The organism is Aliiroseovarius pelagivivens (assembly GCF_900302485.1).
Lineage (GTDB): Bacteria > Pseudomonadota > Alphaproteobacteria > Rhodobacterales > Rhodobacteraceae > Aliiroseovarius > Aliiroseovarius pelagivivens.
Genome location: NZ_OMOI01000001.1, coordinates 2,233,998 through 2,260,955, shown reverse-complemented (window position 1 = coordinate 2,260,955; position 26,958 = coordinate 2,233,998). Strand labels below are relative to the sequence as shown.

Below are 26,958 nucleotides of genomic sequence, written 5' to 3'. Positions count from 1 at the left end.
TTGTGTCTGACGTCAGCGGCAATGGGTCTAAATTGCGGTATTCGAAAAGTGGGTTTCTTGGCTCGTCTTGACCATTGAGGGGTAGACGAAACTTGACGTCGATTTCTTTGCCATGCCGGATCGTCTTAATCCTGCGACGGTCCGCATGAACGGGCAGCTGATCTATTCTGGGAAGGTCTGGTTGGATGCTTGGGGCACGCCGCATAAGAAGACCGATCTGAATCGGCCCGACAGTGCGACAGGTGACAATTCAACGGATCGGCAACGGGTCAACCAACCTCGATACATCCAGTTTGATCAGTAGACGACGTTCAGCATTACAAGCGAAACGACAAGAAACAAAACAGTCATGATCGAGCCGGATCTAACGAAGTCTTTCACTTTGTAGCCAGCCGGCCCCATGATCAATGCGTTTACCTGATGCGTTGGGATGATAAACGAATTTGAGGTCGAAATCGCAACGGTCAAAGCGAATATCGCGGGATCGCCCCCGGCGGCCAAGGCGATAGAGACCGCAAGCGGTACAAGTAAAACAGTTGCACCAACATTCGACATCACCAGCGAAAAAGCGGTCGCCAACACGGCTACGCCGGCTTGCAGCGACCAAATTGGCCAGCCATCCAAAACCTTCAGAATGTTCTGCGCAATCCATTCCGCAGTTCCGGTGTTTTGCACTGCCTGTCCTAAGGGGATCAAACAGGCCAGCAGAAACACAGTGTTCCACCCGACCGCGCCGTAAGCCTCATCAATGCTCAGTACCCGCGACAGCAGCATGCCGACAGCCCCGGTCAGCAGACATAGCGACAGACGCACATCCGTAAACAGGATCATGGACAGCGAAATTGCGAAGAAAAACAGCGCCCAGCCTACCTTGTGTGGGCGCAATTCCTCTTGTGGGAAATCTGAGGTCACGATGACGAAATCGCGGTTATTCTTCAGCCGAGTGAGGTTGTCCCATTTGGTGTGCGCAACCAGCATGTCACCCGCATTAAACACTTCCAGCCCGATCTGAGTGGAGTCATGGTCTTCGGTTTCCACATGGCTCATCGTGTCCTCGCCACGATGGATGGCCAACAGGGACATGCCATAGGTCTTTCGGAACAACAGGTCGCGCGGGCACTTGCCAATCACCTTGCTGTCCGGCGGAATCACAACTTCGGCGATCCCGGCATTGGTCGAGGCAAACTCCTCTACGAACACGTCCAGTTCCGGCAGAACAGTCAAGCCAAACTTTGCAGCAAACTCGTTGACCGCAGCCTCGCGGCCAATGATTGCCAACCGACATGGGGCTGCGATTTCTGCTGTTAGCACCTGCAACATCGACGTCTTGCCGCGATAAAACGTCGAGATGATGTAGAGATGGTTTTCGTGGTTGATGTCGGCCAGGATCTTACCAACCAATGGACTTTCGGCTGGAACCTCAACTTCAAATACATCCGCTTGCAGACCGTAGACGCGCTTGAGGTACTCTTGGGTCCCTTGTCCTGTTCCAGTGCTTTCAGCCTCACTGGCGCTTGGAAGCACCCACCGACCTAGCAGTAGAAAGTACAGTATGCCGGTCAGGATCAGAGCCGCCCCAATCGGGGTGACGGAAAACAGGCTGAACATCTCCATCTTTTGATCGTCTGGCAGGCTTGTGTTGGCGGTGAGGATCAAGTCATTCAGCAGGATCAGAGGGGAGGAGCCAACCATAGTCATGGTCCCGCCAAGGATGGCGCAAAACCCCATCGGCATAAGCAGGCGGCTTAAGGGGATGCCGGACCGTGTGGAAATCCGGCTGACAACCGGCAGAAACAAGGCCGCAGCCCCGACGTTCTGCAAAAAGGATGAGATGAACCCGACGGTCCCCGAGACGATGGGCAGCACCCTTGCTTCGGTAGAGCCACCATGTTTCAGGATGACTGCTGCAACCTTGTTCATGATCCCGGTTTTATCAAGCCCAGCCCCGACGATCATGACCGCGATGATCGAAATGACAGCATTCGATGCAAAGCCATCAAACAAGTGGTTCACATCTGCCAATCGATCAAGGCCGGGAAGATAACTAAGGATCCCGATAATTACCAAGACTAGTATAGCGGCCAAATCAATTCTTATGATCTCTGAAACAAACAAGAAGATGGTGAAAGCCAGTGTCGCCATTACGACACCCATCTCGAAAGAAAACGCTATTGTTTGAATCATTTTGGCTCGCTCGCGTATTGAGACGCGTTCCGTAATGGAAAGGTCAGTAATCAAGGTTAGGCCTGCAGACCGCGATGTGGCAAGCTTATGCGACACAAATGCCAGTCCCTTACCTGCGATCGGGCGAGCTGGAGCCCTAACGAGATTGCGTTTCTTTGGCCCCCCAATCCTTTCGCTGAAGTGTTTGTACGTGAAGTTCGGGATCTTTATGGCATGGCATTTACCGAGCTCCCGCCAATTGGCTCAATTCCCCAACGACTGCAGTGCACCGACGCGGACCTGCCAGCTTTCGGTCCAAAGCGATACTTCGTGATCATTGTGGCCAACCTTCGGGTCGAGACCGTTCTATTGGTGAAGCTCCACAAGGGAAATTCCCTTGATGTATATCATTGCGGGCGTGCTCAGTTTGCGGTGACCATCATCGCGCCAGTGGTAGGGCGCTGATTGAAAATCTTACGCCTCACATTTCTGGATATACTTTCAATTCGATCAGACACAGCGGCTCGTCGTGTCTGAAGTTTTCGAAATGGATCGGACTGAATAAAGACAACCCGCTCCAGCGGATAATTATACAAAGAAAAGGGTGTTTCATGGCGAACTGGCATAGAGGATCATTGAAAAGCGTTTTGGATGATCTGGACAGTTCGACCGAAGGGCTTACGACAGAAGACGCGGATAGGCGCTTGGCGCAAGTCGGTCGCAACGAGCTGAAGGTTTCGAAAGACACCCCGGAAATTTTGAAGTTCCTTTTGCAGTTTAAGAACTTCTTTGCGTTGCTCTTGATTGTCGGCGGTGCTCTGGCGATGACGGCCGAGCAAATGGACCCAGGCCAGGGCAACCTCTACATCGCTATCGCCCTGATTGCTGTGGTGCTGCTTAACGCTGCTTTCACCTATTTTCAGGAACACCAGAGCGAGCGGATCATGGACAGCTTCAAAAGCATGCTGCCCTCTATGATCACAGCGTTTCGAGACGGCAGCCCGCAGGAAGTCGCCGCTGGGGACCTTGTGCCCGGTGACGTAATTATTCTGAACGAGGGCGATCGAGTGCCTGCCGACGGACGGTTGATCGAGGCCAAGGAGCTGAAGGTCGACAATTCCAGCCTTACCGGTGAAAGCGAGCCACAGCTTCTGGACGAAGGGAAACAAGCGGATGCGGTGCTGGAAAGCCCGAACATGGTGTTCTCGGGCTCGCTTGTGCAGAACGGCGAAGGAAAGGTCGTACTGGTTGAAACGGGTATGAATACCCAGATTGGCGGCATCGTTGAACTGACGAAATCCACGGATGCTCACGAGACTCCGATTCACAAAGAGCTTAGCTATTTCATCAAAGTCATCAGCTTCATTGCGATCTTCCTTGGTGTAAGCTTTTTCGTCGTTTCCGTCGCCATCGGAAACAGTTGGATCGGCAGTTTGATCTTTGCCATCGGCATTATTGTGGCCAATGTCCCGGAAGGGTTGCTGCCGACCGTGACGCTCAGCCTCACCATGGCTAGTCGCCGGATGGCGCAAAAGAACGCGTTGATCAAGAATTTGGAAAGTGTCGAAACACTGGGATCGACGACTGTCATTTGCACCGACAAGACCGGGACGCTGACTCAGAATCAGCTGGGTGTGAACACTGTCGTTCTGAATGGGGAAGAATATGCGGCCACCGATCATCTGATAAAGGGAACGCCGTCTTTCGATCGTTTGCTGAAAGTTATGTGCGTCTGCAACAACGCATATTTGACCGAGGACGGTTTTTCCGGCGATGCGACAGAGGGTGCGCTGCTGGTATACGCGCGCGAACATGCCGACGTGGCCGCGCTGCGAGAGGTGGAAGAACTTGCAGAGCAACCCTTCAATTCCACCAGCAAACGCATGATCATTGTGACCGATGCTGGCGACGGCCCTCAGGCTTACTTGAAAGGTGCTCCTGAGGTTGTGTTGGCGATGTGTGATCGCATCGTATCAAACGGCAAAGAATACCCCCTTAACAAAGAACGTCAGGACGAGGTTATCCAACAATACCGCGTGCTGGCAGGCCGGGGTGAACGCGGTCTTGCCTTCGCGGCCCGATCCTGTGGCAAAGGTGACGTCCCGGAAGATGGCTATGTGTTCCTAGGGCTTTCCGGGATGATCGATCCGCCGCGACCGGAAGTTCCGGATGCTCTTGCGCGCTGCCACTCGGCCGGTATCCGGGTGATCATGTTGACCGGTGATTTCGGTTTGACGGCAAAAACAATTGCCTGCCAGATCGGCTTGATGGGCCCCAATGGCCGTGTTGTTCAAGGGGACGAGCTTTCCTCGATGGAAGACGCAGAATTGTTGCAGGTTTTGCGTGACGAGCCCGAGATCATTTTTGCCCGAATTGCGCCTGCCCAGAAGCTGCAGGTCGTGCAGGCGCTGCAATCGCTTGGGGAAATCGTCACGGTGACTGGGGACGGTGTAAATGACGCCCCCGCGCTGAAACATGCGGATATGGGCGTGGCTATGGGAGTCGGCGGTACCGAGGTCGCAAAAGAAGCATCGAATATGGTGCTGATGGACGATAATTTCGCCACCATCGTCTCGGCCGTCGAGGAAGGGCGGACCATCTTTGACAATATCAAGAAGTTCATTGCGTATATTCTGACGTCCAACATCCCAGAAATCCTGCCTTTCGTGGCGTTCGTTCTGCTGGATATTCCCTTGCCCCTGACGGTTATTCTGATCCTGTCGATTGACCTGGGAACGGATATTCTGCCGGCACTTGGGTTGGGCGCGGAAAAGCCGGAAACCGACGTTATGAAGCGCAAACCACGGCCACGGGGTGAACGGCTGCTCAGCCGGAACCTGCTTTTGATGAGCTACGGTATCGTTGGAATGATTCAGGCCGCGGCGGGTTTCTTTACCTATTTCACCATTCTGTACAGCGGAGGGTGGGAGTGGGGACAGGACCTTGCCAATAGTGACCCGTTGTATCGAACCGCCATCACTGGTTTCTTTGCATCGATCATTATCTGTCAGGTCGCGGATGTGATCATCTGCAGAACGCGAACCCAGAGCCTATTCACGGTTGGCCTGTTCTCCAATCCGCTTGTGTTGGTGGGCATCTCGTTCGAGCTGCTTCTATTGGCGGGCATCAGCTATGTCCCGGCTTTCAATACATTCTTCGGAACCGCACCGTTGGAAATGTGGCATTTGGCGCTCTCGCTTCCCTTTGCGTTTGCGATCCTATTGGGTGACGAAATTCGCAGGGTGTTCGTGCGTCGGGATAATCCCTTCGTGCTCCGCTGGCTGACTTGGTGATTTGCCTCATAGCTCTTGGCGTCGGCCTTTGACCTAGGGCGCTCAGAGATATGCGCGCAAACCCAAAGAGGCGTTATACCTTTCAGCCCGGTTGGGTTTGATGGTTGCGCGCTAAGCCAGATTGCAGTTCCAAACGACACGCGAGCATCTAACCGGCCAGTCTTCCCCTTGGAAGCATTTGCCTTCCTTACTGCGCCCATTCCGAGCAGGGGATGCCGCCGTTCAGACGGAAAGCGATCGCCTGTAAGATGACGCCATTGGTGTTGACATCGCTGTAAGCCTGATCCGATTTGCCGGTCACCGAGAACACGCCGGGACTGAACCCAAGTTCACTTGTCGCGGCTTTTTCGCGCACTTGATTGACCAAGCGATCCGTATAGTCATTTGGCCGGTGGGCATTCCAGAGGAATGCACCTTTGCTGTTCAGCATATCGACAGCCCGAACAAATCCTTTGGTCTGGAAACGCGGGGACGGGTCAAGGGTCTCGGCGGTCCATTTCCCCCCGTCATCGGCGATCTGATAGCCTTGGTACACGAACCACGGCTCTCGGTTTACGGGGCCTTCTGAGACGCAGACCAGCTTCCCTGTTGCGCGGTATTCATCGATTTGCGCTGCGAACAGAGCCTCGGCAGCAGTGTGTGCCAGAGGAGAGGCGCCAAGCTCCACTGCTTCGAGAAGATGCGGTTCTGTGCCGATAGGGCCGAACTGCGCTACTTCATGCAGAATTTGAACCCCTTGATCGAAACGAGATCCGGGTCTGGGGTCCGTGTAGGGCGACGTCACCGGATAGCCCCAAAGACCAAAGCCGCGCGCGATGTATCCTGCGTAGTTGGATTGATAGGCAGACACCAGTTTGCTGCCGCGCACTGTCATTGGGGTTCCGTCTTGAATGGTTTTCTCTAAGTCCCACCCACGAACGATGTCGCCGATCCCCAAATCCTGTTTGGCATAGGATTGGACCAGATGAAGCGAGGTCAGCAGCCTTGCGGTGTCGCTTGCATTGTAGTCGTCGTCGCCCTTGGCTTTTCCATCTGTCGACGTCAGTCCCTTGGGCAGCCGCAACCCGTTGAACGTACCGGTCGAAAGCCCATCCAAGGCTTTCTTCAAGCGCAGTTCAAACGCGTCGTCGTCCAAGATGCCGATGCTATGCGCACTCACGATCGCCAACAGAAGGGTTCCCGTGTCCCACATCGTGCTGAACCGATAGGTTTCAATCTGATTGTCTTCAACCCAAGCTGTCGCAGGCACCAACCCTGTGTCGGGATCCGTCAGACCGTCGAAATAGGACCAAGCCATCTTGGCGTCTTCAAACAATCGCGCACGCTCATTCGGTTCCATGTCCGCGTTGGTGATGCGTGCTGGCCAGCGGCTGGCGGATCGAAGAAGCCGTGCAGGTTCGCTTTTTGTCGTAACGGCTTTGAAAAACTGTTGAAGGTCCAAGACACGAAACTGGTCTGACTGCGCCAATTCGACAAGGCTGTTGACCAACGCGTGCGCGTCTTCAGGCTGCGTGAAGGCGCTTTCTTTGATCCGCAGCGTGACGTCTTCACTGGACGGGATGGTTTGCAGCAAATCTTCCAGAAGTTTCTGCGCAGATACAGGCGTGTCGATCACCACTGATGTTCTCAGACGAAGCGCGCCCTGAGCATCAAATCCGATGTCACCCTTTTCGGTTTCCGCAGTGTCGAGAATAACTTCAAAGCCCGCGAGGGCAGGGGCGTCTGGGGCCCCGTCCCCTGCGCGATCAAGCGCGATACAGTGTACGGGCTCGTCTGTGCCGGTGGTGCTTGTCTCGAACGCTGGATTCCTGATGTCTTGCCAATCGTCCATGTCAGAGTTTGAGACCATGAGGCATTGGTGGGCCCCGGTTTCAGTCAGGCCGTTTGCGATACTCTCTGCCCGCGCGGCCGGCAAAAGCGCGGTGAAGGGCACATTCGCGGCGGCGAGTTGCGACCTGAGGCTATCGCTTGTTTTGTCGGACCCGTCCGCTTCGACGCAGAGAACCATGTTGCGGGCGAAAGCGGTGCCGGAACGAAACCTGAGTTCCGATGGCAAAATGAAATAGTTGCGACTGGAAGTCAGATTGCGTCGAAAGGCGTCTCCAAGAATGGCACCCTGATCAAAGAAAGCGTCTTCTTCCTGTGTGTTGTCGTCAGGAAAAGACGCGACAAACACCAAAGGCCCATCTTGGGATGTCGCTTGAGCAAATGTGTTTGCGATCTGATCAGAGGTAGGCGAGGGGGGAAGACGCCATCCCCCGTTAACTTGCTGCGTACCATCAGCATTTCGCCAAACCGTCGGTGCGCGCCCGCTTTCCGGGATCAGGAACGAGGTCAGAAAGCCAGTGCTCCGAAGCCCTTCAAGGGTCGGAGGCTCGCCATCTTGCATGTCGGTGATCACCGTTTGCGGTGCGTAGGTACCATTGGCTTTAACCATCGCGTGTTGGAACCTGTTGCGGGCTTCGCTTGCGCTTCGCATACGCAAATAGGGAAGTTCACTTGCAAGTCCCGGCAGCTCGATCGCCAAATCGACCAGACCGGGATAGTCGATGGTCAGCCTTTGCAGTGCTTCCATCAGACTGGCGTTCTGGTCTGCATTTTCCCAGTCCTCGGGGCCAAACTTAACCGCGATGCAAACGGGCAGGTTCTGCGAAGTGATCGGGTCTAGGAAAGACACGAGTGCGGACGCCGAACTGCGTGGGGTAACGTTTCTGACAATCAGAAGACTTGGGTGTGTGGCTGCGGCATGCGCCATTTGCCATGACGAAGTGAATGCAACCGCCCCTCCGGCCATGGTGCGAGAGAGAAAAGTCCGACGATCCATCACCACTCCTTACTATTGCCGCCCCGTTCACCATTGCAGCTTTAGGCTTTGCGGCCAACAACCAAGACGTCACACCCTGCAAGCCTGCGACCATATACGCGTTCCTTCAGCCTGCTGGCTGTGACAGACTGAGGGTAACACCAAAGCATTACGGGACGCGACACAGGTAGCTGACTTGAAAAGCCCGAAAGACAAAAAGAACAAGCCCAAGACGAAGCCAGTGTTCTTCGATCCGACGTCCCATCGGTTCGTCTTCTTCAGCGTGTTGTCCGGCGTATTCCTGGTGTTTGTGGCGGTTTGGTTTGTTTCGTTCATGGTCCATCTTCATCAGTCCGAACTGCCGTCTCAGAATTGGGATGCTGTCTCAAACGAAGCGGCCAATTCCGGTGCCGCCGGATCACCACGCGTTTCTGGGATTGAGGGCGAGGGCGCAACGACGTCGTCTTCGCAGCTTTGGACCGATGCATTAGAAGGTGCTGTTGCGCCTGACGAAACCTACGCCGTTCAGAAAACCAAAGTGCATGCCTTTGTGCCGTCATGGTCGTTGGCGGGCGTCGTAGAGGCCCGAACAAATATCGAAGCGATTGATGTGTTGCTGTCCGACTGGGTTACGATTGATGGTGCAACCGGATCTGTCACGAACCACCCATCGCCCTATCGAGATAAGCTTCTGAATCTGTGGGAGGTGAACAAAGGCCGCGTTGGCTTCCTTCCCATTGCTCGGATTGAGGTTCCCCAAGAAACTGCACAGTCGAATTTATTTACGTCTGTTGCGCTGCAAACCGATCTGATTGCCGCGCTGAAGTCCTTGGCCGTTTCGGAAGGTGCCGACGGGCTTTGTGTGGACCTTTCGGGTGCCTTCAGAATTGCGGCTCAAGACCTGACAGGATTTGCGACAGCTTTGCGGGCTGGTCTTAATAAGGTCGGTAAAGACAGCTGTCTCATCGCGGGTGTGGATCATGCGCTTTGGGATCAGCCCAATGCGGCTGATCTGGCGGACAAAATGATCGTGCTTGCCTTCAATGAACCGGGACCCTTCAGCGGACCCGAGCCGCTTGCGCCGCAGGCATGGTTTGAAGAGAAGGTATCTAAGTTGCTGGCTGATCTGCCTGCCGACAAAGTGGTCATCGCCATTGGTGGGTTTGGAATGGACTGGATCAGCGCCAGATCCGAACCGTCCTATCTAAACTATTTCGATGTCACAGAGGCAGTGCTGAGCCATGGCGGCACCATACGCATCGATAATGACGCCTTGAACACCGAGGTGCGCTTTCTGGATGACAAGGGGCAGCGGCATCACATCTGGCTTTTGGATGCACTGAGCGCCCATAACCAGCTCTCGCGGCTTCCGCTCAGCGAACTGGATGGGGTTGCGCTTTGGCCCGTTACAGGCGGAGACCCCGGAGTTTGGAAGATTGTCTCGCCAGGTTTGCCGGAACCTGAGGTTGCGCTGGGCCTGCTGCAAAGGATCAGTGCTGCCCCATATGTAAGATATGTCGGCGCGGGCCCGTTTCTGACTGGGAATAACTCGGCAGCGACTGGAAGGCGTGTTTTGCAGTTGGATCAGGAGCGCGGCTTGATCGTCGAAGCGACCTATCTGGACCTTCCACGGGCGTTTACGGTGACCCAAAGTGGCGACATGCCGGATCGGTCGGTGATACTAACCTTCGATGACGGCCCCAGCGCGAAATACACACCAGCGATCTTGGACATTCTCAAAGAGCACGATGTTCCGGCGGTTTTCTTTGTGATTGGAACGCGGGTTCAGCAGCACCCAGAGATCGCACGCCGTATTGTCGATGAGGGGCATGAACTGGGTGTCCACACGTTTTTCCACCCCAATATCGCGGAGATATCGGACTTCCGCCTCAAGCTCGAACTTCATGCCTCGCAAGAACTGATCGAAAGCGTTTCCGGGAAAAGCACAAATCTGTTTCGCGCGCCCTATGGGTTTGATGAAAATCCTGAAACACCGAAAGAAGCGCGGGTTCTCAGCCTATTGTCGGACGAGAACTATGTCGTCGTCGGGATCGAGATTGACTCGACCGATTGGATGCGTCCGGGTGCTGAAGAGATTGTCGGAACTGTGACGTCCCGTGCCGAGGCAGATCAAGGCAACGTTGTGCTGTTACACGATGCAGGTGGTGATCGAGAACAAACGGTCAAGGCGCTGCCCAAGATCATTCAGTCGCTCAAGGACGCCGGGATATCCATCGTGTCGGTTGCCAGCGTCGCAAGCCATGACAGCAGCATCCAGCCGGGCAGGGTGGTGGAAGATGGCGATCAGATGAGCGGCCTTTCGTTCTTGCTGATCCGCAGTCTGAAATCCGCCGTTACAGCCGCGTTTTTTGTACTGATTACTGCGGGCGTATTTCGGTCTCTGACCGTCTTGGTGTTGGCGCTGATCAAGGAGCGGCGTGTCCACAAGGGCGGCGAACCGATCTTGCCGGTCTCGGTTCTTATCCCGGCTTATTGCGAAGAAACAGTGATCGTGAAGTCGATTACATCGGTGCTTCAGTCGACCTACCCGATTGCTCAGGTGATCGTGATTGATGACGGCTCGACCGATGACACGGCTCAAGTGGTCAGTGACCACTTTGGTGCCGACCCACGCATTCGCCTGATCCGCCAAGACAATCAGGGCAAGGCCGAGGCGCTGAATACTGGCATTCGACATATCGACACACCTGTCTTTGTTGCCATTGATGCAGATACGATCATCGCGCCCGAAGCGATCGGAGAGCTGGTCAAGCATTTCAACGACCCTGAAATCGGTGCGGTTGCGGGGAATGTTAAAGTTGGAAACCGACGCAATCTTTTGACCCGTCTTCAGGCGATCGAATACATTTCTGCGCAGAATCTGGACCGTCGTGCTTACGAGGTTTTGAACGGGATCATGGTGGTGCCGGGCTCGATCGGGGCATGGCGCACAGAAGCCGTGATCACCTCTGGCGGCTATACGACCCAAACACTTGTCGAGGACGCGGACCTGACTGTCTCGGTCATTCGCAATGATTTCAGGGTGGTCTACGAACCTGCAGCCCATGCGTTCACAGAAGCTCCGGAAACCATCCGGCAATGGATGCGACAAAGGTTGCGCTGGCATTTCGGAATGCTGCAAATCGCCTGGAAACACAAAGGCGCGTTTTTAGAGCGGCGTGCGGTTGGCTTGGTGTCGATCCCCGATCTGTTCTTGTTCGGCGCCGTGTTTTCCCTGTTTGCGCCCATTGCAGACCTTGTCATGATCTTCAATCTGTTCGCGCTATTCGAGCTTCTGTCAGACGGTTCCCGGGCAGCACTTCAAAGTTCGTCTATACTGGTCGCGATTGGGTATGTGGCTTACCTGCTTTCGGACCTCGTTCTGGCCACCATTGCATTCGGGCTTGAGCCCAAAGAGGACAAGCGCCTGTTGCCTTGGGTTTTAACGCAAAGGTTTTTCTATCGTCAGATCTACTGGATGGTGGCCTTGCGCTCGATCGCGCGCGCCGTCACTGGGCGCTTTACAGGGTGGCGTAAAATCACGCGTACGTCGTCGATTGATCTGAAAAGTGCGCTTGAGCTTTCAAGGGCTCAAGCACGTGTTGTTCATGTTGATAAGGTCGCAGAGGATCCCCGCGGACAGGCTTAGCTGCACACCTGAAAATTAACGGTGCCCGAGCCTGATCCAAAGCGTCCCATCGTGAACTTCTCGATGTCGATCAAATAACCGTCGCCGCCAAGGTTCTTTGTGCAGCAGCCGTTGCAGTCGGAATCGGCACAAAGGTCCAGCACTTGAACAACGATCTCGCGGTTGCCCTGACGCAAACGCAGGTGTTTCCCACCAAGACGGCTCCAGTGCTTTTGGTGAACAGCAGCGATATTTTTGCTGGCCACCCAGCTTTCGGACTTCTTGCCACTGACACCATAGAACTGACCTGCCCATTTGCAGCCATTGTACTTGACGCACTCGACACTTCCCGGATCGGGATAGCTTTCATAGTTGGTCAAAGCCGCACTCTGCCAGTCGCCTTTACAAGTCACATCCGCCATTGCCATTGGTGCGATGAACGAGAGTATCAAAAGGAGAAGGGGCTTCAGCGTTTTCGGCAATGTCATACTTCTCTCCTTAAAGTGGCGTCGGGGCGATGGGCTGGCACTTAGGTACGTTTTCAGTTTTTTCAACAGATTGGACCGTATAGGCACATGCTTTTAGATGTGAATTCGAGCAATAATATGTTCATATCGCAAAATCTATATGTGTCTATGGCGCACGCGATTTCTTGCCCATGGCCTGCAAGAGGTCAACGGTTCGACCCCGTTCGGTATTCACCAAATCTGTTTTCCTGATCTGCAAATGGCTTGAATGGTTGCACCGTAACCGCTTCCCGTTCGCGTATCTTTTCGCCAGTTTTCACAGAGTGCAGTATTCCCTCTGTGTCACTCGATGGGGGTGATAAATGTGGGACATCCCAAGAATAGTCAGATCGTCATTCGAGACGAGTTCGTGAGCTGGCAGCCATCGGACCATAGCTGTCAACAAACGGGGGGAGTCGTGGCCGCAACGCCGCCTGCCATCGCGAAACTTGTTTGTGCTATTGAAGTCAGGGCTTGAGACAACTCAATCGGGCAATGCGAAGTTGGTATGATCACTGGCCAGCCGCACGTTTCCTGAGGCGATGCGACCAAGCCAGATTTTTGCAGGTGTTAGCGGTTTTCGCGCGTCGACAACGGACCAAACTCACATGTGCTGGTGAAACGACAGCCCCATCCGGACTCGGCGTCCGGAAAGCTTAGCGTTGGCATGGGCATGGCCTGCGCGGCGGTGGGCGTCGCAACAATTCCAAGACCAATCGTGGATACGGCAATTGCGATTTTAAGGGATTGGGTGAACATTTTCATTTTTGAAACTCCTTTTATCTGATGTCTGGATGATGCCGTGGACCAGAGGTGTGTTTCATGAGGAGTATTACCCATATCGCTTTGGGTACCTTTGCTCATGCGGGTCCTACGTGCGCAATGCCAGGTTCGAAACATCAGCAAACGACGCGCTGAACAACTAAGCGTCGAGGATGTTTCGAAGGAGAAATTTTATGAAAACCCTTACAGCTCTCGCATTTATAGCTTCGACCGGCGCCGCTTTTGCCGGTGGAGCGTCCTACGATGTCAGCGGGTCGACCGTTGGCAAATCCGAGAACAAATACATGCCGCTTGGCGAGACGCATGTCTTTGTCGACCTCAAATCGATGTACACACTGCCCCAAAGTGGATCCCCCCTTGATGGAATGACCGGGGAATGCCTGGGCAGCATGCAGATCGCCCTTGGCTCTGGTGCGTCCGGTATGGGCGTTTGTATTTGGTCCGACGCAGATGGAGACGCTTGGTTTGGCCCCTGGAATGTCACTGGTATGACCCCGGATAGAGCCTCGGTTGGCACGTGGTATGTCTCGGGTGGAACCGGCAAGTTCGCCAATGCAACTGGCGGTGGCACCTTCACCACAGCGACCAATCCCGAGACTGGGGAGTCGAAGCTCGATGTTCTTGGTTCGGTCGTCGTGAACTAAAGGGATATTTCGCGTGAATTGAAATGCGTTGAGGCGCTTCGGTCTGCGAAATCTGAGTTCGGCGTTCTACAAAAGGCGCCGAGCTTTTGTTGGGCGACTATGGAGGCATCCGAGAAGCCTTTGTGGTTTGTGCAATCCGCGGTCTCAAGTGACCCGAGGTTGTTGTTCTCCGAACAAATACGGGTCTTCTGAATCAAACATTGCGCCGACCGCCCGAAACACGGACAGCGCATCTGACAGTTCGCGGTTCGAAGCGACACCGACCTTGTCATACACTGATTGAATTTGGTTCCGGATCGTCTTCTCTGCCCGACCCAGTTCGACCGAGATCTGCATCGGCGTTTGCCCAGACGCCAAAGCGTTACAAATCGTCGCCTCGCGGGGGGTTAGTTGGAAAACATCCTGCAACAGACCAGAGTTTATCGAGTGTGTACCGTGTGCCCCGACAAATATTGCTAGCAGTTGGTCTTTATCAAAAACGTCCTTCTCCGCCTGCAGATGGGTGACCATGGAAGGGTGGAATGGCGCGACGCAAAGTGAAATAACGCCATCCGCCTGCTCCAGACGCAAGCCGCGTGCATCGTTATCTATTTCGACATCAAGCAGGATTTTGCGAAACGCGTTGAAATCATGCACATCCACCAACGACAGACTCCCGTTCTGGGACAGCCGAAATAAGTCTCCTCGGTCCAACAGGCGCTGCCCTGCAGAGTTCGCAGTTTGCAAGGTCCGACCGCTATCCGTGATCAAAAGCGGGATGGCTATCGCATCCAAAAATCCTTTGTAAGTTTCAGCGACTTCCTTCGCCATATAAATCGCCCGTGCAATTCTTGTTGCACGCACCACATGTGGCGAAATGAGCTCCAGAATTTGGCGGAGCCCGGCGAAGTCTTTTTCAAGCGCTTCTTCTTCGTTCTCAAAAAACATGAGGGCTGCCAGACGCGTACCATTCAAAGCGAAAACAAGAGTTGTCCAATGACCGGTTCTGACGGGCTTCATGAAAATCCGATTGAATGCCGTGTTGCGATACTCTTCATCAGAATACCAATCCCGCGAGCTACGGACCCGGCCCAAAGTCGGCGGATCGCGCCGAAGCGCTGCTGCGCGCTCGTCGGCATAAGCCGTCTGGTCACCGATAAAATGCCCATCGTCCCAGCGGGCTTCATACATTGACTTGAATTGTTCGGTCATAAAGCCTGAAGGGGAATACCCTCCAAGGAAATGGCCTCCGTCAAAAGTACCTGTCAATGCCATGTGACCGGGGAACATCTCGCAAATCTTTTGAAGCAGCCTCTCCCATTGGTTCGGCTCCAGAGCGGAATCATAAATAAGTCCAATGAGTTCGCTTAATTCTTGTGCTGCTCTAATTTCAGAGCTGGCCACGATTGACCTCCCCACTCCAGTCAATGTCTTCGATAAGTCATGTAGCAACTTCAATACTTCACACTGAAAGCAATTCCGTCAAGGCTGGGGATTTTACAGGCTACACAGGTTTTCGATCTTCGAAGTCTAGGACGGAGAGCGTTGTAGAGCTGCCCGTTTCCTAGCCGGGCAAAGCCCAATGAGCGTTGTCTTTGACGTTGGCTCGTCAGGAGATTCCAGTTTTTTGACGGTCTGAATGTGCGCGTCCGCGGTATCTGCTCGCCGGCTTCTGGGATGCAGCAAATGTCCACGATCCGCCCACTATGACCGATGCGCACGGAGGCATATAGGCTGCACCGGATTCTATCTTCCGGCCCACGAGAGGGTGCGTGGAGCGCCCTGAGTTATGGGCACGCTATCTGTTCCTCCGGGCAGGTTGGGCAGGCCTCCCCGGGGCTCTGTCAGATCAGGCCCCGCTTGCGGTTCGATAGGCATGATCCAGGACGGCCAAGGCCTCTGTGCCGCGCCGTATGATGGGCCGCATAACGCACATCATCGTCATGCCTTTTCTCTGAATATCAGGATCAAGTGCCACTCAGGCGGCTGGATTTATGGCGACGTCACTGCGCTGTCACCACACCATAATTCTGTGGTTTTGAACCCTCATGTTGAGTTCAGCAAAGAGCATGAATGACCGCTGGCAGAAGGGTCTTGATACGTCAGTTCACATAAACGGTCGTCAATTGCGTTGGATGAGCAAGCGCGCGGAAACGCCCGCAGCAGTGTCTTCAAATGTCAGAGTGCCACCATGCAACTTCGCAATGGTGGAAACGATCGTCAGTCCCAGCCCATGTCCATCAATCGTTGTCGTGTTTTCACCGCGTTGAAACGGGGCAAGCAGATCTTCGATTTCTGCGGCGGTACTATCTGAGCCTTCGTCTTCGATAATCACAGTTGCGGATTGTGCGTCAGCTAACAGGGAAATGGTCGCTCTTCGGCCATACTTCAGTGCGTTTTCGATTAAGTTTGTGATCGCGCGCTCTAGCGACACAGGCCGTCCAAAGACAACTGTATCGCGGTCGTTGGAAACCACGCCGTAGCCTTGGCGGGACATGAAGATGGATTGCCCGCCTTGAACAATCACGTCTTTGGCCGGGCGAAGTGTGACCGGGCGACCCATGTCTTGATAATTGACAACAATAGCATCGATGAGCGACGTCAGCGAAAGTTTGCGAGGCTCTTCAGCGCCCATTTCTGCATGGGTATATGTCAGCACGCTCTCGATGATGGCTGTCATGCTGTCGATGTCGGCTTCGAACTTCTGGCGAAGTTCAGGATCTTGGACAAACGCAGCCCGCAATCTTAGGCGCGCAGCGGGGGTGCCCAGATCGTGGCTGACGCCAGACAGAACCGCAGCGCGACCTGCCAATTGTTCGCGTTCGATTTCCAGATAGCTGTTCACCGCGCCGATGATCGACTGCAGCTCTTGCGGTCCTTCAGGTTCATAACGCGTCGGCCCGCCAACGCGGCGGCGGTTCCGAAGCTGTTCGGCAAAAGTCAAAAAGGACGCTGACAGGTTTAGGGAGAGCGTCATCAGGATACTGGTTGTAACCACTGCAAGCAGCGTCACCAAAATGCGCAGATCTGCTGGCGCCGCCGCGCATCCCCAAACGGGATTGCCATCAACACGCAGCCAGTCCCCATCTCCCATGCGAACAACAACCACCGGATCGCTGCAAAAGGTCGCCATTTTACGGGTGATCGCGCCCATGGTTTCCGCAGCCGTTTGACCATCGCGGTGCGGCAGGTCGGCAAGGCTGTAGGTCAGGTCCGGCGACAGGATGGCCATTGTGACGGCGGCCCCGGTAATTTGGTTGGCGGCATCCGGCAAGATCGGGACAATGGTGATGCGCGCAGCAGGCGGGGTTCCTGCGATTTGGCGAAACGACCCCGCTGTTGCATGGCCCTGATCGACTGGCGGTAGCGAAGTCAAAGTCACGCCCTCGGGCGGAGCGGTCCCGTTCTGGAGCGCATAGTACAGCGTTACCCCCGCATCAAAAGCCGCGCCACCATGGGCGCGCCAATCAGAGGTCGACTTCGCCCATACCCACACCGTACCAGCGCCTGTCACAAGCGCGGCAAGCACCAAGGCGGGTCCGAGTATGCGCAGGCTGTTGAGTGGTTTTTTCACCCGTCCAACTCCGTAACATCAACGGCAAATACATAACCGACGCCGCGTTCTGTCTTTAGGATTTGGGGGTCTTTGGGGTTGGATTCAATTTTGTTGCGCAAGCGGCCAACCAAGACATCAATAGCACGGCCTGATGCTTCGGTTGTGGGCGCGGCCTCGCCTGTCACATCAAGGTTGGCCGCGATCTCTTCGCGAGTCAGGGGGATGTGTGGATTGGCCAACAGGACTTGCAGCAACGTGGTTTCTCGCCGTGACAGGGCGACCTGAATATTAGCAGGAGAGAGAACCTCGCTGGATTTGGCGTCATAGGTCCAGCCGTCAAACTGGAAGGTCTTCGTGTTGCGCCGATGAACAAGCGAGGCTGACCGCCGAGTACGCGACAGTACCGCTTTGATCCGCGCCAGCAGTAGATCGGGGTTAAACGGCTTGGCGATATAGTCGTCCGCGCCCACAGCATAGCCTTCCATGCGTTGGTGATCTGCTGATAGGGCAGAGACCATGATGATCGGCACATCCTGTTCACGCCGCAGACGTCTGCAGATCTCCAAACCGTTCTCATCCCCCAGCATGACATCGAGAATGATTAGATCAACACGGCCACCTTCGATATGGTTATCCACTTCACCCTCGTTGGCGGCGGGCAAAGCGATTGACCCGTTTTGACGCAAGAACTGTGTCATCATTTGGCGCATGTCGGGGTCATCATCGACCACTAATATACGTGGAATCGCCATCGTCATTTACCTCCAGCGCAATGGGCGGCTTCCTCCGATCCGCACCTGCGTGTCATTGTTATGTAACAAAATGCAACAGAATCGAGCCTAACGTAACAGCGTGTAACAGGGGGACGAAATTTCTGCATGCGCCGCAGGAATACCTGTCATGTGCGATTGCGCGGAGGCGGTGTAGGCAGCAACACTAAGGTCATTCGAGCCGCGAGGAGCGGTTTTTCTGGGAGGAAATCGAAAATGAATACTCATGTTACGGGCGCCGTGTCCGGTTTGGCCATTTTCGCAGCGACAGCTGTTTTCGCCGAGCCACAGGCAGAAGTTTTGCATTACTGGACATCGGGCGGCGAAGCGAAATCCGTGGCCGTTCTGCAAGAAGAATTCGCAGCCAATGGCGGCACATGGACCGATATGCCAGTCGCTGGCGGCGGTGGTGATGCAGCAGGCACTGCTCTGCGTGCACGTGTTTTGGCGGGCAACGCACCAACCGCAGCGCAGATCAAAGGCCCAGCCATTCAGGAATGGTATGAAGAAGGCGTATTGGCTGACATCTCTGCTGTTGCCGAAGCCAACAACTGGGCTGACGTTCTGCCGGCCTCAATTGCCGGTCACATGCAGTGTGACGGCACATGGTGTGCTGCCCCTGTAAACGTTCACCGCGTTGACTGGATCTGGGCAAACGCCGACGTTCTGGAGGCAAACGGCATCGGCATGCCAACCTCATGGGCCGAATTCAATACCGCCGCTGAAAAACTGATGGCTGCAGGTATCATCCCATTGGCGCACGGTGGTCAGGCATGGCAGGACGCGACAGTGTTTGAAGCCGTTGCTTTGGGAATTTTGGGGCCAGACGGTTACCACAAAGCGTTCGTTGAGCTGGACACAGACACGCTTACATCGGACGAGATGGTTGCCGTGTTCGACCAGATGCGCGTCATGCGCGGTTTCGTCGACAGCAACTTTTCCGGCCGCGATTGGAACCTTGCCACAGCGATGGTCATGAACGGTGAAGCAGCGTTCCAGATCATGGGCGATTGGGCCAAGGGCGAATTCATGGCCGCAGGCCAGGTCCCGGGCGAAGACTTCCTCTGCGCCTCTACACCGGGTGATGGCTTCCTGTACAACGTTGACAGTTTCGCGATGTTCGAAGTGAGCGGCGAAGAGAAACAGCAAGGTCAGGCGCTGTTGGCAGAGCTGGTTGTTGGCCAGAAATTCCAAGAGGTGTTCAACCTCAACAAAGGGTCTATCCCAGCGCGTACAGATGTGTCCTTGGATGCGTTTGACAGCTGCGCAATCCTGTCCGCCAAGGACATGGCTGCCAGCAACGAAGGTGGCTCACTGTTGCCATCCTACGCTCACGGCATGGCCCTGCGCGGTGCGCAATCCGGTGCCATCACAGACGTTGTGACTGCACACTTCAATTCTGACATGTCGTCAGAAGACGCTGTTCAGCAGCTTGCCGCTGCCATCGCAAACAGCCTTTAATGCACGTTCCTCAGCCCCGGTTATCGCGGGGCTGAGGACCATTAGGAATTTGTCCCATGACCAAATGGCTTGAAGAAAATACGCCAAAATTGGTACTGGCCCCATCGTTCATCATTGTCCTGATTTTCGTCTATGGCTTTATTGCCTGGACTGCTTGGGTGTCTTTGACGCGGTCGCGCCTTCTGCCAAAATACGAAATCGAAGGGTTTATCCAGTACGACAGGTTGTTCGACTCCCCCCGTTGGGACACGGCGTTTGGCAACCTGTTTGTGTTTGGTTTCTTGTTTATCGTGATCTCGATGATCCTTGGGCTGATACTGGCGATCTTGCTGGATCAAAACATCCGCACCGAAGGCGCGATCCGTACAATCTACCTTTACCCAATGGCCCTTTCGATGATCGTCACAGGGACGGCGTGGAAATGGATATTGAACCCCGGATTGGGGCTTGAGGCCACAGTACGCGGTTGGGGGTTCGAGACATTCTCGTTTGACTGGCTCGTGAATCCCGACATGGCAATCTACACTATTGTCATCGCCGCGATCTGGCAAAGCTCTGGTTTTGTTATGGCGCTGTTTCTGGCAGGTCTTCGATCTGTGGATCAGGAAATCATCAAGGCCGCGCAGATCGATGGAATCCCCACATGGCGCGTTTATACCGCCATTATCCTTCCTTCGATGACCCCGATATTTTTGTCTGCCTTCATCGTGCTGTCGCACCTGGCAATCAAGAGCTTCGATTTGGTCATTGCGCTCACTGGGGGCGGCCCCGGGTATGCGACTGATCTGCCCGCGACCTACATGTACGCCATGGCGTTCTCGCGTGGTGACATCGGTCAGGCGGCCAGCTCTGCAATGGTGATGATGATGGTCGTCTTCGCGATTGTCGTTCCCTACCTCTATTCAGAACTGAGGTCCAAAAATGACTGATATGTCCTACACACCCGCTGCATCAGGGAGCAACGCAGGTAAAATCGCCTTGCGATGGGGGTTGTACCTGATGCTTGGCCTGTTCGCCTTGTTCTATCTGACACCGCTGTTCGTCATGATCACCACCTCGTTCAAAAGCCTCGACGAAATCCGAACTGGCGATCTGATCTCGCTTCCGCGTGAGGCGACGTTAGATGCATGGCGCACCGCGTGGTCTCAGGCCTGCACAGGCATCCAATGTGAAGGCGTACGCCCGTTCTTTTGGAACTCGGTCTTAATTGCGATCCCTGCGGTCTTTATCTCGACCCTGATTGGCGCATTGAACGGATTTGTCGTGGCGCAGTGGCGGTTCAAAGGCGCTAACCTGTTTTTCGCGCTGATGCTGTTTGGCTGTTTCATCCCGTTCCAGGTTGTTCTGCTGCCGATGGCACGGATGTTGGGACTTATGGGCCTTGCGGGAACCATCCCCGGCCTGATCTTTGTCCATGTCGTCTACGGTCTTGGGTTCACCACGTTGTTTTTCCGAAACTACTATGTGTCGATCCCATCCGAACTGACGAAGGCTGCAAAAGTCGACGGCGCCGGGTTCTTCCGCATCTTTTGGTCGATCTTTTTGCCACTGTCGTTGCCCATCATCGTGGTGACAGTCATCTGGCAGTTCACCCAAATCTGGAACGACTTCTTGTTTGGCATTTCGTTCAGTCAGGCGGGTACACAGCCTGTGACTGTCGCCCTGAATAACATCGTGAATTCAACCACCGGCATCAAAGCCTACAACGTAGATATGGCCGCAGCGATCATCGCCGCTCTGCCCACACTGTTTGTCTATGTCGTCGCTGGTAAATACTTCGTCCGCGGTCTGACCGCTGGATCTGTGAAAGGATAATCACATGGCCCCCATCCTCGAAATCAACAACCTGTTCAAGAACTACGGGTCTGTTGAAATCCTCAAAGACATCAACGTGGCCATCGAACAGGGTGATTTCCTTGTGCTTGTCGGCCCCTCTGGTTGCGGTAAATCCACGCTTTTGAACTGCATTGCAGGGTTGGAACCAATCACAAGTGGGAACATGGCGATTGGCGGTCAGGACATGACCAATGTCAGCCCCAAAGACCGCGACATCGCGATGGTGTTCCAATCATACGCGCTGTACCCGACCATGACTGTGGCCAAGAACATCACGTTCGGAATGAAGGTGCGTGGCATTGATCCAGCCACTCAGGCCGAGAAGCTGGCCTATGTGGCACAGCAGCTGCAAATCGAACCGTTGTTGAACCGCAAACCGGGGCAGCTGTCGGGCGGTCAACGCCAACGCGTCGCCATGGGCCGAGCCTTGGTGCGAGATCCGAAACTGTTCCTGTTCGACGAACCCCTTTCCAATCTTGATGCCAAATTGCGGGTCGAGATGCGCACCGAAATCAAGGCGCTGCATCAACGTCTAGGTGCGTCGATGGTTTACGTGACCCACGACCAGATTGAAGCCATGACACTGGCGACCAAAATCGTCGTGATGAAAGGTGGTGTAATCCAGCAAATCGGCACGCCCGCGGAAATCTATAACCGTCCTGCCAACCTGTTTGTGGCCGATTTCATGGGCAGCCCTGCGATGAACCTGATCCCCGCCAAAGCAAAGGCGAACGGCAACGACATGCAGATAGAGATCGCGCGAAACGATGGGGGACCGATTGTGTTGACGGACACACGCAATATGGATTTGCCCGAAAACGTGATCCTCGGAGTGCGTCCAGAAGATATCGTAGACTCCGCCCTTGCCCGCGCAGGCGACACACAAGAGGCAGAGTGCGTGATCGATATTGTCGAGCCCGCGGGCGCCGATACATTCGCTGTGATGCAGCTGGGTGGTAAACACGTAACAGCGCGTTTGCATGCAGAGACCACGGCAACTGCGGGTGTCGCGCAACGTTTGGCGTTTGATCTTGGCAAAGTGTCCTATTTCGAACCGGACACCGGCCTGCGCCTGAACTGATCTTTTGCGCCCGGTGGCCGATATTGGGGGGACGAATGCGCGTTTGGCATTGACCGAACAAGGCGTGATCGTCCCCCGCACCGCGCGTAGACTTACCAATGACGATTGGCCTGACTTTCACGATATGTAGGGCGCATACTTGATAGACCAATCGGACCCGGCCTCAAAAGTGCTTTGTGAAAACCAGCTTGAGATAGTTCATCACTTGGCGCTCAGCATTGGTGCGCAGGAACGTATCTGGGTACATGAGCATGTTTAACCAAAACCCGTCGAACATGCCTTCCAATGTCTCAGCGACCTGCTTGGCATCGGCATTCATGTATTGCCCATCTGCGATAATGGTTTCCAACAGTTCTGCACAAAGCTCTTGTCGCTCCATGTCGATTTGGGATGAGATCGACCGATAGGTCTTTCGATAACTTGCCTCTCCAAAGAAGGCGAACCAAACCGCCAGCTTCTTTCGGCTGCAGATGCGGGGGTGGAATTGCGCCGACACGATGGAGAGCAGCTTGTCTGTGTCCGACAGATCGTCGCGCATTGCATCTTGTTGCCACATATCGCGATGCTCTGCCGCCAAGTGTTTCAGCGTTTCAGAGAGCAGAGCATCCTTGCTCTTGAAGTGGAAATTAGCCAGCCCCAAGGAGAGCCCCGCCTCGGCGGCGATGGCGCTTAGAGTTGTTCCCGAAATGCCCTTGCGGGCGATGCAGGAGATGGTCGCATCAATCAGCTGTTTGCGCCGGACCTCTGGGGGCGCTGTGCGCGATTTCTTAGAGCTTTTGGTCGAAGTCATGAAGAACCTATTGAATGGTTGTTCAATCAATAGGTTGATTTGCGACGCCGGTCAATTGTAGGATTTGATCAAAATTACGATTCGCACTGGAAGGACATCCCGATGGCTAAGACGCTTCCCACACACGCGCAGACGGTAATCATCGGGGGTGGGTCCATTGGCTGTAACACCGCCTACCATCTGACCAAGCTCGGCATGACGGATGTTGTCGTGCTGGAACGTGACCAGCTGACTTCAGGCACCACATGGCATGCGGCGGGTCTGATCGTGGCGGGTCTTCTGCAATCGGAAGCCGAATGCGAGATCTATACCCACGGGCGGGACCTATATGCCAATCTTGAGCAGGAAACTGGTGTTCCGACAGGGTTTCGTGACGTTGGCTATCTGCAGATTGCGAACAACGAGGAACGCGTGCACGAAATGCGTCGGCTTGCGCCTTTCATGCGCCGACACGGCATCAATATCTATGAAATCTCCCCCAAGGAAACGGCGGATCTGTTTCCCATCGGAGACCTCAGCGATGTACTGGCGGGTTTCTATATCCCCGAAGATGGGCGTGCCAATCCCGTTGATGTCACCATGTCCTTGGCCAAGGGTGCGAAAATGGGGGGCGCAAAGATACACGAGGGGGTCACGGTCTCGGAAATCTTGGCTAAGAACGGCACCGCGACGGGGGTGCGTACTGCCGATGGTCAGACCATCACAGCCGAAAACGTGGTGATCTGCGGCGGCATGTGGTCTCGGCAACTTGGGGCGAAAGCTGGGATCAATCTGCCGCTGCAAGCCGCCGAGCACTATTATCTGATCACCGAGAATATTGACGGTCTCAGCCGCGATCTGCCCGTGCTGGAAGACCCCTCGACTTACACCTATTACCGAGAGGAAGTCGGTGGGTTGATGCTCGGTTTGTTCGAGCCCGGCGCGGCACCTTGGAAGCTGGATGGGATCCCAGACAACTTTACCTTTGGTGAAATCGAGCCTGATTGGGATCGCGTTGGCCCACACCTTGAAAAAGCATACTCCCGCGTCCCTGACGCCCTGAACGTGGGTGTACGCAAGCTGTTCTGCGGCCCTGAAAGCTTCACCCCCGACCTTGCCCCGCTGGTTGGCGAAACACCCGAACTGCGCAACTGTTTCGTGGCCTGCGGTATGAATTCTCTTGGTATTCTGAATGGTGCTGGCACAGGGAAGGTGCTGGCTGAATGGATTGTCAGCGGTCATCCGCAGATCGATGTCACCGGCATCAATGTCAACCGCTTTACCCGTCACGAGGCGACCCGCGCCTTCCGCCGCGACCGCGGGCCGGAGTTGCTGGGCAAAATGTTCGGCCAGCACTTCCACAATGAAGGCTTTCACACCGCCCGCGACCTTAAGCGTTCCGTCCTGCACGATCGACTAGCCGCGAATGGCGCTTACTTCGCCGAGGGGCATGGCTGGGAAATGCCCGACTGGTTCGCGCCCACCGCTGAGCAGGCAAAGATCGAAGAATATAGCTGGTCCCGTCAAAACTGGTTCGATTGGCACGCTGAAGAACATCGTGCCGCCCGCGAGGATGTGATCATCATGGACATGTCAACTATGTCCAAGTTCCAGGTCGAAGGCCCCGATGCGCTGGCGCTGATGAGCCGCCTGTCTTGCAACGAAGTCGATATAGAGCCGGGGCGGCTGGTTTATACAGCGTGGGTTAACGAGAAAGGCGGGTTTGAAGCTGACCTGACCGTGACGCGGTTGGCCGAAGATCGCTTCATGGTCGTCGTCGGCGAAAACAGCCATGGGCACACACTTATGCGAATGAAGCGCCACATTCACGAGGGCGAAGTTGTTGTGATAACCGAGCTCACACCCGCCATCACGCAGATCAACATCCATGGTCCGAAAGCACGCATGTTGATGGAAAAGGTGACGTCGGCGGACATGTCGAACGAAGCGTTTCCCTTTATGACTTGGCAAGACATTGATGTCGGATATTGGGTCGTCAAAGCCTTCCGGGTCACTTTCGTTGGTGAGCTGGGCTGGGAACTTCAAGTGCCGTCATATGCCGCCGTGCAGGTTTATGATCTGTTGAAGGAAGTAGGCCAAGAATTCGGTCTACGTGACGCCGGGATGCAGACCCTCAACTCGTTGCGACTGGAAAAAGCCTATCGCGATTTCGGGTTGGACGTGGACAATACTGACAATCCTATTGAGGCCGGGCTTGGCTTTGCGGTTAAGCTTGAGAAACCCGGCGGATTTATCGGACGCGATGCACTTGCTGAAATAAAGGCGCGTGGCATTCCGAACAACCGGATGCTTCAGTTCCTTCTTCATGACCCCGAGCCACTTCTTTATGGCAATGAGTGTATCTATCTGAACGGGGTCGAGGTCGGTCACCTGCAAGTCGGGGGGTATGGCCACAGCCTTGGCGGCGCTGTCGGTATTGGCTTTGCCGAACTGGACGAGCCGCTGACCGCCTCTATTGTCGCCGAAGGTAGCTGGGAAGTCGAAGTGGCAGGCGCGCGCGTTAAGGCCACTGCGTCGCTGAAGCCCTTGTTTGATCCGGGAATGCTGAAAGTGAAATCGTAGATCGATCTGCCCGTAGTACGACAGGGAACAGCTTTCCAAAGGATGGATGGCCTACGCCGTCTTTGGGGGCAGGGACCAGTGTTGGGCATACCGAACACGCAGAGCCTGCCATCCAGACGCGGGCAGGTAAAGCGCTACCCAGACAGCGGGTGACTGTGCATCCGTCGATTGGGGGGGAGTGCCTCACCTTAACAGTTCAATCGAGGTATGGACGAGGATTGCCCGAAGGAGTTGGGGCTATGTATCCTTGTTGTCGATCAAAGGACTGGGCTTGGCGAAGTTAACCAATTCAGTTTGATTCTTGATCTCAATCGTACTGCCGTCGACAAGAACCCCGTAAGGTTTCAAAGACTTGAAGGCGCGGCTTAGGTTTTCGGGGGTCATGCCCAGATAAGAAGCCAGCCGGCGTTTCTCGGATTCCAACTCGAACACGCTCCCTCCGCCTGCTCTGATTTGCTGACGAAGAAGATAATTGGCGAGACGCTCCAACGATGTGCGGAGCTTGAGCTCTTTCGTTTGCTTAACAACCGACCGGTAACAACGCGCAAGTTCGGTTACGATGGCCCGTGCGAACTGATGGTCTATTTCAAAGATACCGCGAACATCTTGGCTGGGGATCATCACAATTCGGCTCTTCCCTAGCGTACGCGCGGACATCAGATACGGCGCGTCTTTGATGGTTGCAGCCAGAATGAAGGTCGAGATTGGTCGAACCGTGGCGACGCTGGTCTCTCGCCCGTTCAAATTTGAGAACAGCTCTACCGAGCCATTGAGGACGATGTGAAGGAAATCACTGGCCTCACCTTCGGTAATAAGTTCAATTTGCGGTGGAAAATTCTGCACATAGCCAGCACGCATCAACGAGTGGAAGTTCGCTTCATCCATGTGGGCAAACAGGTCCAGTTTGCGAATTTCGGTATAGTGCGACTCGGGCATGACTGTCTCGTTTACCAGCAAAGAAGACCGACCATATGGCTAATAATTGATAATTGTCAATTGAACTCTTGCAGAAATGATAGCGCTCTCTTGATCTGTCGATGCGCGCGATCTGATGAACTTGGGGTCCAAGTTTATTTCGTACGCAGGTTTCCAAATTCTTGATT

Annotated in this window: 18 protein-coding genes; 9 read left to right on the top strand and 9 right to left on the bottom strand. The window is 54.7% G+C overall.

Going from position 1 to position 26,958, the window contains the following annotated elements; translation table 11 throughout:
• Positions 1-112: 112 nt before the first annotated feature.
• Entirely contained in the window at positions 113-304 is a 192-nt protein-coding gene (locus ALP8811_RS10900; RefSeq protein ID WP_108857130.1) for a hypothetical protein, read from the top strand.
• Here ALP8811_RS10900 and ALP8811_RS10895 read toward each other — a convergent pair.
• A complete protein-coding gene (locus tag ALP8811_RS10895) occupies positions 298-2,184 on the bottom strand; it encodes an SLC13 family permease (RefSeq protein ID WP_108857129.1) in 1,887 nt (628 codons plus the stop codon). The two genes, ALP8811_RS10900 and ALP8811_RS10895, sit on opposite strands and share 7 nt — an antisense overlap.
• A gap of 590 nt (positions 2,185-2,774) precedes the next feature.
• On the opposite strand from ALP8811_RS10895, the gene ALP8811_RS10885 reads away from it, so the two are divergent.
• Positions 2,775-5,456: a cation-translocating P-type ATPase gene (locus ALP8811_RS10885; protein WP_108857127.1), complete on the top strand. Its 2,682-nt coding sequence runs from the start codon at positions 2,775-2,777 to the stop codon at positions 5,454-5,456.
• Between the two features lie 187 nt (positions 5,457-5,643).
• Here the strand turns inward: ALP8811_RS10885 and ALP8811_RS10880 are convergent, their stop codons facing one another.
• Positions 5,644-8,280: a DUF3131 domain-containing protein gene (locus tag ALP8811_RS10880; protein WP_108857126.1), complete on the bottom strand. Its 2,637-nt coding sequence runs from the start codon at positions 8,278-8,280 to the stop codon at positions 5,644-5,646.
• A gap of 175 nt (positions 8,281-8,455) precedes the next feature.
• On the opposite strand from ALP8811_RS10880, the gene ALP8811_RS10875 reads away from it, so the two are divergent.
• Positions 8,456-11,908, top strand: a complete 3,453-nt coding sequence (locus ALP8811_RS10875; RefSeq protein ID WP_108857125.1) for a polysaccharide deacetylase family protein — start codon at positions 8,456-8,458, stop codon at positions 11,906-11,908.
• Here ALP8811_RS10875 and ALP8811_RS10870 read toward each other — a convergent pair.
• Both ALP8811_RS10870 and ALP8811_RS10865 read right to left on the bottom strand, forming a co-directional pair.
• Positions 11,905-12,375, bottom strand: coding sequence for a hypothetical protein (locus ALP8811_RS10870; protein WP_108857124.1), 471 nt, complete (start codon positions 12,373-12,375; stop codon positions 11,905-11,907). The two genes, ALP8811_RS10875 and ALP8811_RS10870, sit on opposite strands and share 4 nt — an antisense overlap.
• A 588-nt stretch (positions 12,376-12,963) precedes the next feature.
• Positions 12,964-13,158: a hypothetical protein gene (locus ALP8811_RS10865; protein WP_108857123.1), complete on the bottom strand. Its 195-nt coding sequence runs from the start codon at positions 13,156-13,158 to the stop codon at positions 12,964-12,966.
• Positions 13,159-13,349: 191 nt separating this feature from the next.
• Between ALP8811_RS10865 and ALP8811_RS10860 the strand changes: the two genes are divergently transcribed.
• A complete protein-coding gene (locus ALP8811_RS10860) occupies positions 13,350-13,820 on the top strand; it encodes a hypothetical protein (protein ID WP_108857122.1) in 471 nt (156 codons plus the stop codon).
• 144 nt (positions 13,821-13,964) lie between these two features.
• On the opposite strand, the gene ALP8811_RS10855 is transcribed toward ALP8811_RS10860, so the two are convergent.
• The 3 genes from ALP8811_RS10855 to ALP8811_RS10845 form a co-directional block, all read right to left on the bottom strand.
• On the bottom strand, positions 13,965-15,203 hold the full coding sequence (locus ALP8811_RS10855; RefSeq protein WP_146184016.1) for a helix-turn-helix transcriptional regulator: 1,239 nt from the start codon (positions 15,201-15,203) through the stop codon (positions 13,965-13,967).
• A gap of 718 nt (positions 15,204-15,921) precedes the next feature.
• Positions 15,922-17,373, bottom strand: coding sequence for a sensor histidine kinase (locus ALP8811_RS10850; RefSeq protein WP_245924619.1), 1,452 nt, complete (start codon positions 17,371-17,373; stop codon positions 15,922-15,924).
• A complete protein-coding gene (locus ALP8811_RS10845) occupies positions 17,370-18,107 on the bottom strand; it encodes a response regulator transcription factor (RefSeq protein WP_108857513.1) in 738 nt (245 codons plus the stop codon). The genes ALP8811_RS10850 and ALP8811_RS10845 overlap by 4 nt, the downstream gene beginning before the upstream one ends.
• A 234-nt stretch (positions 18,108-18,341) precedes the next feature.
• Here ALP8811_RS10845 and ALP8811_RS10840 point away from each other — a divergent pair, with 234 nt between their 5' ends.
• Genes ALP8811_RS10840 through ALP8811_RS10825 form a run of 4 tightly spaced genes read left to right on the top strand, consistent with a single transcriptional unit; the run spans position 18,342 to position 22,503 of the window.
• A complete protein-coding gene (locus ALP8811_RS10840) occupies positions 18,342-19,586 on the top strand; it encodes an ABC transporter substrate-binding protein (protein ID WP_108857120.1) in 1,245 nt (414 codons plus the stop codon).
• Positions 19,587-19,642: 56 nt separating this feature from the next.
• Positions 19,643-20,515 carry a carbohydrate ABC transporter permease gene (locus ALP8811_RS10835; protein WP_108857119.1) on the top strand — a complete coding sequence of 291 codons (873 nt, stop codon included), beginning with the start codon at positions 19,643-19,645 and terminating at the stop codon, positions 20,513-20,515.
• Positions 20,508-21,401 (top strand): carbohydrate ABC transporter permease, encoded by an 894-nt coding sequence (locus ALP8811_RS10830; RefSeq protein WP_108857118.1) that lies wholly within the window; start codon positions 20,508-20,510, stop codon positions 21,399-21,401. The genes ALP8811_RS10835 and ALP8811_RS10830 overlap by 8 nt, the downstream gene beginning before the upstream one ends.
• Positions 21,402-21,405: 4 nt before the next feature.
• Positions 21,406-22,503, top strand: a complete 1,098-nt coding sequence (locus tag ALP8811_RS10825) for an ABC transporter ATP-binding protein (RefSeq protein WP_108857117.1) — start codon at positions 21,406-21,408, stop codon at positions 22,501-22,503.
• Positions 22,504-22,666: 163 nt separating this feature from the next.
• Here ALP8811_RS10825 and ALP8811_RS10820 read toward each other — a convergent pair whose 3' ends face one another.
• Positions 22,667-23,293, bottom strand: coding sequence for a TetR/AcrR family transcriptional regulator (locus ALP8811_RS10820; RefSeq protein WP_108857116.1), 627 nt, complete (start codon positions 23,291-23,293; stop codon positions 22,667-22,669).
• Positions 23,294-23,395: 102 nt separating this feature from the next.
• Here ALP8811_RS10820 and ALP8811_RS10815 point away from each other — a divergent pair, with 102 nt between their 5' ends.
• Positions 23,396-25,855 (top strand): GcvT family protein, encoded by a 2,460-nt coding sequence (locus tag ALP8811_RS10815; RefSeq protein WP_108857115.1) that lies wholly within the window; start codon positions 23,396-23,398, stop codon positions 25,853-25,855.
• 237 nt (positions 25,856-26,092) lie between these two features.
• Here ALP8811_RS10815 and ALP8811_RS10810 read toward each other — a convergent pair whose 3' ends face one another.
• Complete coding sequence (locus tag ALP8811_RS10810) at positions 26,093-26,791, bottom strand: cyclic nucleotide-binding domain-containing protein (RefSeq protein WP_108857114.1); 699 nt, start codon at positions 26,789-26,791, stop codon at positions 26,093-26,095.
• Between the last annotated feature and the right edge of the window lie 167 nt (positions 26,792-26,958).

Bases quoted from the DNA above. Each gene is read 5' to 3' on its own strand.
- ALP8811_RS10880 (WP_108857126.1), bottom strand. From the start codon at position 8,280: ATGGATCGTCGGACTTTTCTCTCTCGCACCATGGCCGGAGGGGCGGTT.
- ALP8811_RS10870 (WP_108857124.1), bottom strand. From the start codon at position 12,375: ATGACATTGCCGAAAACGCTGAAGCCCCTTCTCCTTTTGATACTCTCG.
- ALP8811_RS10865 (WP_108857123.1), bottom strand. From the start codon at position 13,158: ATGAAAATGTTCACCCAATCCCTTAAAATCGCAATTGCCGTATCCACG.
- ALP8811_RS10885 (WP_108857127.1), top strand. From the start codon at position 2,775: ATGGCGAACTGGCATAGAGGATCATTGAAAAGCGTTTTGGATGATCTG.
- ALP8811_RS10810 (WP_108857114.1), bottom strand. From the start codon at position 26,791: ATGCCCGAGTCGCACTATACCGAAATTCGCAAACTGGACCTGTTTGCC.
- ALP8811_RS10840 (WP_108857120.1), top strand. From the start codon at position 18,342: ATGAATACTCATGTTACGGGCGCCGTGTCCGGTTTGGCCATTTTCGCA.
- ALP8811_RS10860 (WP_108857122.1), top strand. From the start codon at position 13,350: ATGAAAACCCTTACAGCTCTCGCATTTATAGCTTCGACCGGCGCCGCT.
- ALP8811_RS10845 (WP_108857513.1), bottom strand. From the start codon at position 18,107: ATGGCGATTCCACGTATATTAGTGGTCGATGATGACCCCGACATGCGC.
- ALP8811_RS10825 (WP_108857117.1), top strand. From the start codon at position 21,406: ATGGCCCCCATCCTCGAAATCAACAACCTGTTCAAGAACTACGGGTCT.
- ALP8811_RS10835 (WP_108857119.1), top strand. From the start codon at position 19,643: ATGACCAAATGGCTTGAAGAAAATACGCCAAAATTGGTACTGGCCCCA.
- ALP8811_RS10900 (WP_108857130.1), top strand. From the start codon at position 113: ATGCCGGATCGTCTTAATCCTGCGACGGTCCGCATGAACGGGCAGCTG.
- ALP8811_RS10895 (WP_108857129.1), bottom strand. From the start codon at position 2,184: ATGATTCAAACAATAGCGTTTTCTTTCGAGATGGGTGTCGTAATGGCG.
- ALP8811_RS10820 (WP_108857116.1), bottom strand. From the start codon at position 23,293: ATGACTTCGACCAAAAGCTCTAAGAAATCGCGCACAGCGCCCCCAGAG.
- ALP8811_RS10815 (WP_108857115.1), top strand. From the start codon at position 23,396: ATGGCTAAGACGCTTCCCACACACGCGCAGACGGTAATCATCGGGGGT.
- ALP8811_RS10830 (WP_108857118.1), top strand. From the start codon at position 20,508: ATGACTGATATGTCCTACACACCCGCTGCATCAGGGAGCAACGCAGGT.